Raw genomic sequence first — 12613 nt, 5'->3', positions numbered from 1 at the left:
GGTGGCCACACTAATGCCCTGCCGCCTTCGCCACATGCGCCGCGAACTCCACCGGGGCGGTGACATGACTGAAGTGATCCAGCCCCGGCATCGTGGTCAGGCCAGCACCTTCAATATGTCCGCTGAGGAAACGGGTGGCGGCCTTCAGCATCGGCGTGGTGTTGGAGCCCACCAGGAAATGCACCTTCGCGCCAGGGAGGGTGCGATAGCGGCGGTGGTCGAAACCGAGGGCATCGATACGCTCAAACTCCCGGGTCCAGGTAGGGGCGAGTTCCAGCAGCTGTGGCCACAGCGGAGACTGTGAGATTGCCTCGACCGCCTCGGCGGGCAGATCCACCATATTCAGCAGGGCGATTCGCATTGCCGTGTCATTATCGCCGGCGGCGATGGCCTCGCGGTAGCGCGGCAGTTCCGGGCCGGCGACAAGCTTATCCAGGTTCAAGGGTGGTTCGAAGAGGATGAGCTCATTGTCCACGTCATTATGCATGGCGTCGATAAGCGCGCAGAGGGCGCCATAGGAGTGGGCGAGGACGCGCGCGCCGGGGCAGGCGACCTTGAGAATGGCGCGCAGATCCTCAGATTCCTTGGTGAAGGAGTAGTCCTCATTATCGCCGCTGCTGCCACGGCCGCGCCGATCATAGATGTAGACGGTGAAGGTCTTGGCCAACTCATCAACGGTCGACTGCCATTGCGCGATATCGCCCACGCTGCCATGGACGATCACCAGCGCCGGACCGACCCCCTGCACGAGATAGCCGATCTCGGTGCCGTCTGCACTGGGGGCCTTCTGGAGAAATTGGTGATGGGGCATGGTGCTGGGGGTCCTTTCGGAGAGGCCACAGCGGAACTGTGAGCTAGGTCATGAATAGCTCCGAGTCTAAGGCAGGGCGGCCGGGGAGTCCATGACTTTCGGAGGATCCAGCACTGGAGTATCTCATATCGTCATAGCCGGTCACTGCCAAGTCCTCCGCCCTACTGTTGACTATTAAGGATGAATATTTGACCGAGAATAGTTGCCCAGAACGGACTGGAACCAGCCGATGTTCATAGATTCAGATGCCGTCCACCTCTTCTTTGTGACTGAAAGAGAAACCCGCACCGAGTGCTTCGTGGGGCTCTTCAAGGGCACTGAAAGAATTAAGAAGATCGTGAAGTCAGCGAATCACGAAAACTACTATTTCGAGTGGGAAGAAATCAGGGATTCAGTGGTCCGCAATGCGTCGGAAGACACTATCGTCCATCTCGTGTTCCATGGAGTGCCGAGGGAACCAAATTCAATTGTTTTCGGTATTCCGGGCAACTCCCTGCAGCATGTCACCCTGGATGAAGAGGAAGCAGACATCTCCCTCGGAGTGGAGCGGCTCACCTACAGCGAAGAACACATGCACTTGTGGTCTCTTCCCGTGGGCTGGGAATCCTCAGAGCTGAAAGCCTTTCTCAAAGACAACTGCAGCTTCTAGATCTCAGGGTTCGGTTGGCTGCGGGGTACAGCCTCAAGTCGCAGGCTGGGGGAGCCTCCCGCCAGCAGAGAACAAAACCCCTAGAGCCGAACAGTGACCTTTTCCGCCGTGGCGATCTGCTCGAAACGCTCCGCGGTGACCATGCCGGCGACGATGACCGCAGAACCACCCACCGCCAGTGGTTCGAGCACCAGCCGCTGGAAACTGGCCTTATCGGACCAACCGGAGCTGAGCGCCCGCGCGCCGGGTTCGATATCGGATTCGAAGACCTCGGAGAGCGCGGTGGTGGGTGGGTAGAACTGATCCCCGTAGAAGCGGACCGTTGGCCCGAAATCGATCATGCCGCGCGGTAGTTCCCCGCCGGACTCCACGACGCCGCGGCCGAAGGGGTCCTCGGTGACCAGGACGATATCGCTGGAGCCTTCATGGTTGACGGCTCGGTCGGGGGCGGTGAACACGGCGTCGCCAGGCTGCTGTCCGAAGTGCGTATCGACGCCCGCGGCCAGCGCCCCCAGTGCGATGGCCGCCGCCTGCCAGCTCACCGGCAGATCGATGGTGATGGTGGAATCAGCATCCAGGTCGAGTTCCTCGAGCAGCATATTGCCGACCTTGGCGGCCCAGTTATCCAACGTCTGGGCGGAAAAATCCAGCCGGGCGCCGGTGTTTTCGTTGTAGACCGTCAGGCGGGGTGCGGCCGGATCGGCCTTGAGCAGGTGAGAGAGGAGTTCCATGTACTCAAGGGTAAGCATTTTCCCGGGATGGAGTCTTGAGGCGGCGTTTCCTTTGGGGGTATTGAGCTTGGGGAACGAAAAACTGGGCCCCGGCAGGTCGAACTAACCCGCCAGGGCCCAGTGATGGGGTGCCAAGGACCTCACTTCATGAGGTCTGGCACAGTTGCGGCTAGAAGCTGCCGTCGATGTCGCTGACCACGACGACCTTCTGGTTGATGAACTCCTTGATGCCGAGATCAATCAGTTCGTGGCCGTAGCCGGAGTTCTTCACACCACCGAAGGGGATGTCTGCCTTCACACCGGTGGGCTGGTTGATGTAGACCATGCCGGTGTCGATGCGGCGGGCCACCGCCTGAGCGCGGGCGATGTCCTGGGAGAACACCGAGCCACCGAGGCCAAAGGGGCTGTCGTTGGCGATGCGAACCGCATCATCCTCATCCTTGGCGCGGTAGAGCTGGGTCACCGGGCCGAAGAATTCGGTGTGGGCGGACTTGGAGCCGGCCGGGATATCGGTCAGCAGGGTCGGGCGGAAGAAGGCACCCTTCGCAGGGACCTCCGCACCGATCTCCTCGACGGTGATGCCCTCGCCGCGGGCCATCTCCACCTGGGCGGCCAAATCATCGGCGGCCTTCTGCGAGGACATGGGTGCCAGGGTGGTTGCGGGATCCATGGGGTCACCCGCCACAAGCTTGTCGACGTGCCCGCGGTAGGCCTTCATAAATTCATCGGCCACGGAGTCGACCACGATGAGGCGCTTGGAGGAAACACAGACCTGACCGGCGTTCCAGTGGCGACCGAAGGCGGCCCACCTGGCGGCCTTCTCGATGTCGGCATCCTCCAGGACGATGAAGGCATCGGCGCCGCCGAGCTCCAGGGTGGACTTCTTCAGGTTCTTTGCCGCACTGGCAGCGACGACCGAACCCGCCCGCTCGGAACCGGTCAGTGCGACACCACGGATACGCGGGTCGGCCAGGATCTTGTCAGTGTCATCATGGGAAGCGAAGACGCTGGTCAACAGACCTTCCGGTGCGCCGGCATCGCGGTAGAGCTGTTCCATCGCCAGTGCAGCCTGCGGAACGTTCGCAGCATGCTTGAGCACGATGGTATTTCCCGCCATCAACTGCGGCGCGGAGATGCGGATGACCTGGTAGAAGGGGAAGTTCCAGGGTTCGATGGCATAAAGTACGCCCAGCGGCTCATTGACCAGGGCGACATCAGTGTCACCGAAGCCCTCTGCGCGCAGGTAACGCGGCGTCAGGTGCTCGGGGCCGAACTTTGCGTAATATTCGAGGATCTTCGCCGAGAGCTCGACCTCAGCTTCGGCCTCGCCGATCAGCTTGCCCATCTCGAGGGTAAGGATCTCGGCATAACGGCGGGAATCCTTGCGCAGGGCATCAGCCGCACGCTGCAGTAGGGCCGCACGCTTCTCGACGGGTTCGTCCTTCCAGCTCAGGAATGCTTCCTGGGCGCCGGAGAGGGCGGTTTCTATTTGTTCGGGAGTAGCATCCTCGAAGGTTTTGACTACTTCACCGGTGTAGGGGTTGGTGGTTTGAAAAGCCACTTTGATTGTCCTTTCCTAAAAGTTTTCTCTAATTGTTGGTGCATCACCTATCGTAGCAGATTGTTGACATGTCATGTTTTTGCTTCTGGTTTGGAGTGGGTTTTAGCCGGGGTGGCATCGGCAGGTTGCTGCCGGGACTGCTTATCGACGCCCGCGGTCCGCGCCCGGGCAGGCGCAGTTCAACTGGCAGGAACTTCGGTGGGAACCAATCGGGGTTGAGGTGAGTCCAAGACAGATAGACACATCTCAAGCAAAGGGGAAACCATGCCGGTAATCACTGCTGACCGCCTTGAAAGAATCAGAAACATCATCCTGCAGAAAGTGCTCCCGCACTTCCCGGAAGCGCGCTATATCACCGACACCCAGATCGTGCTGGACTCTGCTTCCGGTGCGGTGATGAACCTGGACAACCTGCTGCGCATCATCGAATCCAATGATGAGAGCTTCGAGGACGAGATCATCAGCGACTACGCCCGAACCATGGCACCGATGATGGCAGCCGGAGCGGCCGGGCACTTTCCCCTGGACCGCCGCACCATCCTGGGATCGGTGACCAAGATGATCTATCCCGCAGGTTCCATGCCGGCCTATGCGGATCCGATCGCGCTTACTAACTCATTGGAATACGTCTATGCGCTGCACGAAAATGATGTGATCCAGGCGCATCCGCTGAGCAGGTTGATGGAGTTTGTGAGCCGGGAGGAGCTCGATGCAGCGGCGCACGCGAAGCTGCGGGCCTACGCCCGGGGCGTGCGTGTGATCCGTGAGATGGGAGGCGTCATCCTCGATGGGCGAAAGCAGACTCCGTCGATCGCATTCTGCATCGAAGACTGTGCCAAGGCACTCAAGCTGCCGAAATGTGAACTTGGTTGGTTCGTGGCGGTACCAGCGCGCAATATTCTGGTGATCCTGCCGGCCTCAGACCCCGCTATGATCCTGCCGTTGGCTGAGCTCTGTGCTGGCACAAACATGGATCACCCAGCGCCGATGACCCCTTCCATTTTTTATGTCCAGAACGGTCAGTTCCACGAGCTGCTAGGGGCGGCGGGACCCGATATTCCCCGGGAATTGCTCGACCTGCACGGGCCTTTTGAATCTTGGCCTGTGGCGGAGGGGTATTGGGAGGGGAGTTACTCGGGCAACCTGGGGTGATTTCCCCGGTCAATTTCCCGGCTCAACGGAGAAGGAGCGAAGCCCGAGTTCAAAGATCTGGGGCCCGAAAGGCGTGGATGGGGTAGATCTTGCAGTTGAGGTTTAGAGCGGCAAGGGCCGGGAATCCACCACGGACTTCATGATCAGGGTGGTGCTGAGCTTGAGCACACCAGGCAGGTGGGTCAGTGAATCGTCATAGAGCTTCTGGAAGGCAGCGAGATCCTTCGTGGTCACCCGCACCAGAAAATCCGGATCACCGAAAAGACGATGCGCCTCGGTGACCTCCGGGATGGCGGCCAGGGCCTGCTCGAAATCCTGCAGCACCCGGCCCTCACCCTCGCGCATCTGGACGAAGACGATCGCCTGGAAACCTAGCCCCACCGCAGCCGGATTCAGCTTCGCGGTGTAGCTCTCGATGGCACCTGCGCGCTCCAGATCGCGCAGCCGACGGTGGCAGGCGGAGACGCTCACATGTGCCAGATCCGCGAGTGCCGTGATGGTGATCCGGCCATCCTCCTGGAGAGCTGAAAGAATCTTCCGATCAATGGGGTCCATGCAGGAAATTCTCCCACAAAGTAGTGTTCCCATGGGAAAAGTAGGGAAAATATCCAGGCTGACCTGGGCTAACCTTTCAGAGTCTTGAGAAGGGTAGCGAAAGGGAAGCACTATGGATATGGGACTGGTCATCACATTCTGGAGTGTGTCCGCGCTACTCTGCATTACCCCGGGAGCCGACTGGGCGTACGCCATCGCCTCAGCGCTGAAGAATAAATCACCACTGCCGGCGGTGATCGGCATGCTTGGCGGACACCTCCTTGCAATCCTGGTGGTCGCCGCCGGCATCGGTGTGCTGGTGGCTGAGGTTCCCTGGGTGCTCACAGCGCTGACCGTCATTGGATCGCTCTACCTGATCTGGTTGGGCATCGGGATGTTCCGCAACCCGCCGGAGGTCCAATCCAGCAAGAATGTGGCTCGAGACTCCGTGCAGAGACAGCTGCTCAAGGGGTTGAGTGTCAGCGGGCTAAACCCGAAAGTGTTCCTGCTGATCCTGGTGCTGCTGCCACAGTTCGTCTCTGCGGGGCAGACGATTCCGGTGGGATTCCAGATGCTCATCATCGGCCTGCTTCACTTGATCAACACCGCAGTGGTCTACATCGGTGTCGGCTACAGCGCCCGAAGGCTACTGCGCACCCGGCCCGGCGCCGCGCGGATAGTTTCCTACCTTTCGGGGACAGCGATGATCCTGGTGGGGGCGGGGTTGTTGGTGGGAAGGGTGGTGGGGTGAGGGGTCAATTTGTGGACCATAATTGCTGGCAGGTCCTTTAAGTGGCTTCTCCAATGTTGTTTTCATGGCCAAGTTGAACGGCCGCACGCTATTCGTCGTTGTCCCATTTCAGTGAGGCCGCCAGGAGGTCGCGGGCGAGTAATTCATTGTGAAAGCGGCCGAACATTGTTCCTCCTTGTCGCATCAGGCGGACATTCAATTGGTAGGCGTTCTCAAGAAGCAACTTGAGGTGAGGGAATGGAAGTGTGCCATTTAGGATGTCTTCGAATGATTCCATCGTGAAGCGCCAGGTTGTGACAGCTGAGTGAGAATATGAACCGTGCTCGACAAGCCATTGACCCTCGGGATCTTGAAGCGAGCTAAGGTCCATATCGACGGTACTGGTATTGATGAATAGATCAGTTACTGCTGTGCCATCGATGATGTTCTGGTACACGACGAAAATCTCGAGGTTTCCCGCGCTCAAAGCGAGGAGTCTCTGGTGAGACTTTGAATGATTCGTCGATGGGAGACAAGAAGCTATCCATAGGTGTCTTTGCGTGTTGTATGGGTCTGGCAGTGTCTCGTAGATGAACCAGCCTACGAGATCCCGAAGCACTTCATACTCATTTAATCGGGCAATTTCGTTGAACTTCTGCGCTTTCTTGCCTGAGATATTTTCTCCCGGGCGGACACGCTTATCCCGATCCCAGGGAAGGAATGTGCTGACTCCTTCTGTCGAAGTGAACTCATGATCAGCTTCACCGTGCGGTCTTTTCGTATCCCGGATATTTCGGACCGGTGCTGCCGCTTCGGTCTCAGTGATGAGCGTGCGTTCTGGACTATTTAGGTCGTCCACTGGTATGGGGAAGAACTCGAAGGTGACGATGTCCTCCCACCGTTTGCGGTGGGAGGTGAAGCGGGAGACTACGTTGATGGACTGCCCGACATAGGCACCGCCATCTGCGAATCCGAGACGGTATAGCCCCCTTAAGCTCGGTTCACCTACCAGAATGATCGCGACTGAGTCGAGCTCTCGGACATCGTAGATCCGTCCTGTCAGCTTGATCCGATTGTTGCTGGAGGAGGCAGTCCGTGGTTGTTTAGGCGACATTTTCTAAGTCTGCCTGATTCTCTGCTGGCCGGATGAGAATTAGCATCATCAATGCAAAAGAGACCACATCCCCACGGTGCGTCCTCTTTCTGTGTGGCGGCCAGCTAGAGCTTTCTTCTCTGGCTTACTGTCCGACCACAGCAGAGACGGAGTCGGGAGCAACCTCTCCTTCTACTGGCACATCCTGCAACAGTCCGGTGACCGTGGCGGAGACATCCTCGAGGCGATCCAAGCAGCGGAAATCGTCGGGCCATTGTTGTTATCTCAGAGTTGGGCGAGGAATACGGAGGCTTCTACTACCCACAGTCGTCGACACCACGGACGCGCAGGCGCTCATCGCCTACGTCCTCGGGGTCTGGGCTGAGCCGGCAGGTTCCCAGGGTGTGGTAGCCAGAGGCTCCCTTATTGAGGGCGTAGTTGAGGACCTGTTCACCAGTTGAGAATACAGCGGGTTCAGGTTTGATCTGCCTGACACGTAGGGGTCTGGTGCTGTCTTGGTGTTATTTAGTCCGAGACCGCTATCTTCATATGGTTGAGCAACTCCAGTGCGGTATCTCGACGAAGTTCACGATGGAAACGTTGGTTGCCGTAGGACCGCAGGCAGGCATAGCAGGAGGTGTCTTCGCCGCAGCTACAGTTGGAAACCCGGTGAATCGCTGAGTCCAATACCTCAGGGAAGTTCTCCCGGACCTTGCGAGTAATGCCTGCCCCGCCAGGGACAGTGTCGAATAGAACCATGGTGGGTATCCCGTCGTACCAGGCCATTGTTCCGCTAAGGTCGTCGCGGTTGATCTCGAGTTTCTCGGAGGCCGCTTCGATCAGCGCGTACATTGCGGGGCGCCACTCAGTGAATTTGGGTAGGAGGAATGTCGGGACCGCGATGGTAGCGATATCCGTCTGATAGGTGTGCCCAAGGGAGCGAGGTGAAACATATCCCTGGCAGTCATTAAGCGTGCGCGGATTCTGATGGCTCTTTTTAGGTTTGTCTTCCGCGGGTACCGCGAAACCGCAAGACTCGCAGTACCAGTAGCCGCGGGAGTTTGACCCGGATTCCAGCGCACCCATTTCAGTGCGGGCCCACGCACGGGTGAGCACCTGGGACTGCTCATTCCCCGTAAGATTCCGGTATTCCTCAGAAGCAACCTCTTCACCGAATTCTTTGACGAACTCCCGACGCCCCCAGGCGCGAGTTGGCGGGGTCATTCCGACTTGCCCGGGGGTGTGCTTGGCCACGAACCCGAACTGTGGAATCAGAAACTTCTTCGGGCTACCTGACGGAAGCACTCCGCCGCACTGGGAACAAAGATCACCAGCCTCGAACTCATTCCATGATGTTTCGACATGGCTGCAGTGATTGCATTCAACCCAGCTGTGGCTGTGTAGTTTCTTTCCTGGCAGGTGGCGGATTCCGGCGGATTCCCAGATATTGCCACCCGCGACGACCTGCGCGCCGGGTGCGTAGTCACTGATGGCCAACTGCAGGTCGCGGGAAAGACTGATTTTGTTTCCAGCTTCGGTGAAGTTGGTCTGCAGGTCCACCGTGTCGACCGGGAAGCTATATTTGGGCAGCAGATTCTTTTTGGCCAGGTATCCCAGTAGATCCTGATCCGTGAGAGTTTTGATGGTGAATTTGTAACCGTCGGCACGGCTACCGGCGCCCTCATTGAGCAGAAGATTGCGCATCTTGAACAAGGTGGAGAAGTCATCCTCGACCTCAGCGGCCACCAGGTTGAAAAGATCCAGGTATTCTCGTGCCCACTTGCCCTCGGAAATTCCAAGGTCTTCATGCAGACTTGCTGGCATGATCCGTTCCAGTGCTGTGGTGATTTCCGCAGGAACGGGGTCGAGGAACTCCTTGAGATGGGGTAGACCAGCTTCGGAGGCGATGATCTTCGCATTGAACTGCGATGCCCGGTCGGCAAGGAAATAGTCACCAACCTTGGACCAGGTGCGGTCCTTCGTAGCCTGTCTCCGGAGGAAAGCGGCGAAGGCAACCGAGAAAGCGTGCCTACGGGCGATGCGTGGGTTCGCGATCTGCAGATAAGGTGCAGTCATCTCACCGTCGATCATGGCGACCGGGTCCTTGAAGATGGTCATGTCATGTGCCGCGCGTTTGGCAAAGGTCAGTACGAAGGCCGCTGAGCCGGCACGGCGGCCAGCTCGGCCTGCCCGCTGCACATAGTTCGCGGTGCGTGGGGGAACATTTCGCAGCATCACTGATTGGAGGTCACCGACATCCACGCCTAGTTCGAAGGTGGTCGAGCAGCTGAGCACGTTAACGTCACCGTTGATGAACTGTTTTTGTACTTCGGCCGCCTCGGTAGGGGTCCATTGGGCGGTGTGCTCCTTGGCCGCAAGTGGGAGGATCGCCATACTTTCCGCCAGACTGCGGTAATGGTTGTCCAGGAAATCTGGGTTCTCCGGATTAATGCGGTGCAGGGTCCCGGGACAGAAGCCATTGGGGCAGAGGTTCTCTACATTGAAAGCGGAAACAGTCCGACAGGTGTCACACTGGAACCAGTCGTGGCCCCCGCCGGGGCTAACCCGAAGATCCCGGTCATTGACGGCCCAGCCGGCGGCCTTCTCACCTGGTCTGCGGAGGATCTCCGAGTGGGTGAAGTCCTCCCAAGTGGCCTGCAGCAGCGTGCGGACAGACTTGTCCCCCACACCAGCATGATTGAAGTGCCGGAGCACCTTGGTCATCAGATCCTTGCGGTTGTTAGTACCCCGCTGCGGAATCCAGGAGTACAGGCGCTGTCGGGAATCCCTGCCGCCGTCATAGCGGAAGAAGTGCTGTCCCTTGCGGGGCTCGAACCTGGCATCATTCATCGTGACGAAGTCAGGGGTGGTGATCGCTCCCTTGTGCCGGACATCCTGCACTAGGAGGTTGATGAAGTCCCGGGCGGAGTTCTCACTATCGAAGAGTCGGCTTAGTTTCGGAAGAATCCTCAACCGGGATAAGGCTTCCTCGCTCAGCTCGACCCGTGCCAGCCCCAGTCCCTCGGTGGAGAGGCGTCGGACAGTGGAAGCCAGGTCAGCATAAACCCAGGGGCCAGATTCCTCGAGTACCTCACGGTTCGAAGCGGATTCAGAGAGCACACGCTCTTTTTGCGCTAGCTGACCTGCCCGAACCATCCAGCGTTCAATCGAAGCCCCCTGGGAGAATTCCTCATCCTTAAGCGTCTCCACCAGGATGCGCCGCTCCAACAATCGGCCGTAGGAATTCTCAAGATAGGGAGCCGCGTATGCGGCGGCCTGCCGAGAGTCGGAGAAGGACAACAGCTTCCGGCCGGCACCAACTTTCCGGGCGGCTTTCTCGTCATCAGCTTCCGGAAGCAGCTGAAACAGTGAGGTGGTCAGCACTGAAGGCGCGGCGTTGGCATCGGTGAGAAGGCGGCGTACGAGTCCCTTGGCACGGCCACCACAGACGATGCAGGTTTCCAATTTGCCAGTGGGTTTGGGAAGCACCCGGACTGAGATCAGTTCTGTACTCCGGCATGCAGCGTTGGGGCAGGAACCGAATTCATGATCCATCAGGCGACCGCAAACCACGCAAAGTTTGGTTAATTTTGGTTGGTCGGATTCACCTTCAAGAGCAGACTCTAGATCGTCTTCATCCAGAGCCGCTGTCTCAGCATCCTCGGAGAGCACCACCCAGCGCGGATCAGCATCCGAGTGAGTGTTGTCCGGGGGCATTAGGATGCCCTCCTCGGGGACACCGTTGATGTGGACCGCACCACACTTGATGCAGGTGCCCATCTCATAGGACGGGCGCTCGGTACCAGCCAAAGTGACATGCCGGTCCAGAGTGATCTCTGGCTTTCCGTTTTCGTGGAAGCCCAGGTAAGCGCCTTCGGCAGCACGAACAAACATGTGATATCGGGCGGAGATCACTGGTATTCCGGTCTCGGAAAGCACCACGCTACCCAGCAGAACCAGCATGTGGGCGCGGTGCATTGCGGCTTCCTGTGGGACACCCGGCCACAATCGCTGACCAGCTTCCGAGAGGGTGATGCTGTGGGTGGCCGCCAGTTCGCGCAGGGCCACCACGTGTTTTTCCGCTGAGAGCATCTCGTATTCGCTCTCCCTGCCGCGGGAGTTGGCCTCGCTGGTCACCGCATTGAGAAGATCGGGGCTGCCAATTTCAGTGTCGAAAAGCTCTTCCGGTAGTTCCCAGGCAGCGTGGTCAGGAAGGGGCAGCTTCTCTGCGACTACCAGATCCTGCCGGTCTGGGTCGTCGTGCACGAACTCGAAAGGCTCCCCGAAAATATCTGAACCAAATTTCACGATATTGGCAGGATCCCCCTCCAGGGAGGCACTGGTGGCGATGCACTGCATCGGGCGATCACGTTGGACTCGGTCTTTGAGCCGGCGCAGCAGCATACCCACCTCAGTACCCTGGGCACCGGCGTAGACGTGGGCCTCATCAAGAACGATGAAGCGCCACTCTTGGGAGAACTCATCGTCGAAGAAGGCATTGTCTGAGGGGCGCAGCAGCAGGTATTCCAGCATGGCGTAGTTGGTCAGCAGCAGATGAGGCGGGGTGGCCTGCATTTCTTCGCGGCTAATTAGCTCATTTTCCAGGGGGACGGCATCCTGACCGTTGATTTGGCGGTAGAGAACCTCTGCATCCTCCCTGGTGGGTTTGGTTTCCCCGGTGTAGCGCCCGAAGGTGATCTCCGGGGTGTTTGCAAGTAGCTCCCGCAGCCGTTTGACCTGGTCATTGGCCAGGGCGTTCATCGGATATAACAACAGTGCGCGAACTCCGGGTCCAAGTTTTCCAGCGGTATGTTGACGGAGAAGTTCATCGACGATGGGGATCAGGAAGCTCTCGGTCTTTCCGGAGCCGGTACCGGTGGAGACGATGAGATTTCGGTTCTCATGAATTTTGCGCAGTGCTTTTTCTTGATGCTTATAGAGCGGCCGATCCAGGGAGAAGTTGGAGCCAAGGGAAGCGAAGGACTCATCAAGAACCCCCTCGGCCATGAGCTTTCGGGCGCTAGAACCTGGTGCATAAGGTGGAGTGAGCTGCAGGATTGGCCCCTTGGTCAGGTTCGGGGCCTGGTCAACTGCGCGGTAGAATTCCTCGGAGATCAGCTCATTGCTGGGGCGAAGCATGGTCTTGAGATAGCGGCGGTAGTCCTGGCTGATGCTTTCCGCGGCGGCCACCGGATCGATGTTGCGGGAACCAGCGGACTGGGCCTCAGCACGATCCATTTCGTTGACGGTTGCCGCGGTGGTTTGAGACTTAGTCGAGGAATCGGAGCTGGGGTCGACATCCCAGTCCGCGAAAATATCATCGAAGTTGTTGGAATCAGGTGTGGGCATTCT

10 protein-coding genes are annotated in these 12613 nt (G+C 58.5%); 3 read left to right on the top strand and 7 right to left on the bottom strand.

Annotated features, from left to right (window positions below; translation table 11 throughout):
* Positions 1 to 10: 10 nt before the first annotated feature.
* Positions 11 to 811, bottom strand: a complete 801-nt coding sequence (locus ACTU46_RS06445) for an alpha/beta fold hydrolase (RefSeq protein ID WP_443380428.1) — start codon at positions 809 to 811, stop codon at positions 11 to 13.
* Positions 812 to 1040: 229 nt separating this feature from the next.
* Here ACTU46_RS06445 and ACTU46_RS06440 point away from each other — a divergent pair, with 229 nt between their 5' ends.
* Positions 1041 to 1460: a hypothetical protein gene (locus ACTU46_RS06440; protein ID WP_443380427.1), complete on the top strand. Its 420-nt coding sequence runs from the start codon at positions 1041 to 1043 to the stop codon at positions 1458 to 1460.
* 80 nt (positions 1461 to 1540) lie between these two features.
* Here the strand turns inward: ACTU46_RS06440 and ACTU46_RS06435 are convergent, their stop codons facing one another.
* A complete protein-coding gene (locus ACTU46_RS06435; protein WP_443380426.1) occupies positions 1541 to 2191 on the bottom strand; it encodes a TIGR03089 family protein in 651 nt (216 codons plus the stop codon).
* Positions 2192 to 2360: 169 nt separating this feature from the next.
* The gene (locus ACTU46_RS06430) at positions 2361 to 3752 is read right to left on the bottom strand and encodes an NAD-dependent succinate-semialdehyde dehydrogenase (RefSeq protein ID WP_443380425.1); all 1392 of its coding nucleotides are present in this window, start codon (positions 3750 to 3752) and stop codon (positions 2361 to 2363) included.
* 264 nt (positions 3753 to 4016) lie between these two features.
* Here ACTU46_RS06430 and ACTU46_RS06425 point away from each other — a divergent pair, with 264 nt between their 5' ends.
* Complete coding sequence (locus tag ACTU46_RS06425) at positions 4017 to 4904, top strand: hypothetical protein (protein ID WP_443380424.1); 888 nt, start codon at positions 4017 to 4019, stop codon at positions 4902 to 4904.
* Positions 4905 to 5006: 102 nt separating this feature from the next.
* Here the strand turns inward: ACTU46_RS06425 and ACTU46_RS06420 are convergent, their stop codons facing one another.
* Positions 5007 to 5459 carry an Lrp/AsnC family transcriptional regulator gene (locus tag ACTU46_RS06420; protein WP_443380423.1) on the bottom strand — a complete coding sequence of 151 codons (453 nt, stop codon included), beginning with the start codon at positions 5457 to 5459 and terminating at the stop codon, positions 5007 to 5009.
* Positions 5460 to 5577: 118 nt separating this feature from the next.
* Here ACTU46_RS06420 and ACTU46_RS06415 point away from each other — a divergent pair, with 118 nt between their 5' ends.
* Entirely contained in the window at positions 5578 to 6189 is a 612-nt protein-coding gene (locus tag ACTU46_RS06415; protein WP_443380422.1) for a LysE family translocator, read from the top strand.
* A gap of 88 nt (positions 6190 to 6277) precedes the next feature.
* Here ACTU46_RS06415 and ACTU46_RS06410 read toward each other — a convergent pair whose 3' ends face one another.
* From ACTU46_RS06410 to ACTU46_RS06400, 3 genes are all read right to left on the bottom strand, one after another.
* Positions 6278 to 7282, bottom strand: coding sequence for a GIY-YIG nuclease family protein (locus ACTU46_RS06410; protein WP_443380421.1), 1005 nt, complete (start codon positions 7280 to 7282; stop codon positions 6278 to 6280).
* Positions 7283 to 7578: 296 nt separating this feature from the next.
* Positions 7579 to 7746 carry a GMC oxidoreductase gene (locus ACTU46_RS06405; protein WP_443380742.1) on the bottom strand — a complete coding sequence of 56 codons (168 nt, stop codon included), beginning with the start codon at positions 7744 to 7746 and terminating at the stop codon, positions 7579 to 7581.
* A gap of 40 nt (positions 7747 to 7786) precedes the next feature.
* Positions 7787 to 12610 carry a DEAD/DEAH box helicase gene (locus tag ACTU46_RS06400; RefSeq protein WP_443380420.1) on the bottom strand — a complete coding sequence of 1608 codons (4824 nt, stop codon included), beginning with the start codon at positions 12608 to 12610 and terminating at the stop codon, positions 7787 to 7789.
* Between the last annotated feature and the right edge of the window lie 3 nt (positions 12611 to 12613).

The organism is Corynebacterium sp. A21 (assembly GCF_052266655.1).
GTDB lineage: Bacteria > Actinomycetota > Actinomycetes > Mycobacteriales > Mycobacteriaceae > Corynebacterium.
This window is presented reverse-complemented; position numbering and strand designations above follow the sequence as displayed.

Bases quoted from the DNA above. Each gene is read 5' to 3' on its own strand.
- ACTU46_RS06445 (WP_443380428.1), bottom strand. From the start codon at position 811: ATGCCCCATCACCAATTTCTCCAGAAGGCCCCCAGTGCAGACGGCACC.
- ACTU46_RS06440 (WP_443380427.1), top strand. From the start codon at position 1,041: ATGTTCATAGATTCAGATGCCGTCCACCTCTTCTTTGTGACTGAAAGA.
- ACTU46_RS06435 (WP_443380426.1), bottom strand. From the start codon at position 2,191: ATGGAACTCCTCTCTCACCTGCTCAAGGCCGATCCGGCCGCACCCCGC.
- ACTU46_RS06425 (WP_443380424.1), top strand. From the start codon at position 4,017: ATGCCGGTAATCACTGCTGACCGCCTTGAAAGAATCAGAAACATCATC.
- ACTU46_RS06420 (WP_443380423.1), bottom strand. From the start codon at position 5,459: ATGGACCCCATTGATCGGAAGATTCTTTCAGCTCTCCAGGAGGATGGC.
- ACTU46_RS06415 (WP_443380422.1), top strand. From the start codon at position 5,578: ATGGGACTGGTCATCACATTCTGGAGTGTGTCCGCGCTACTCTGCATT.
- ACTU46_RS06410 (WP_443380421.1), bottom strand. From the start codon at position 7,282: ATGTCGCCTAAACAACCACGGACTGCCTCCTCCAGCAACAATCGGATC.
- ACTU46_RS06400 (WP_443380420.1), bottom strand. From the start codon at position 12,610: ATGCCCACACCTGATTCCAACAACTTCGATGATATTTTCGCGGACTGG.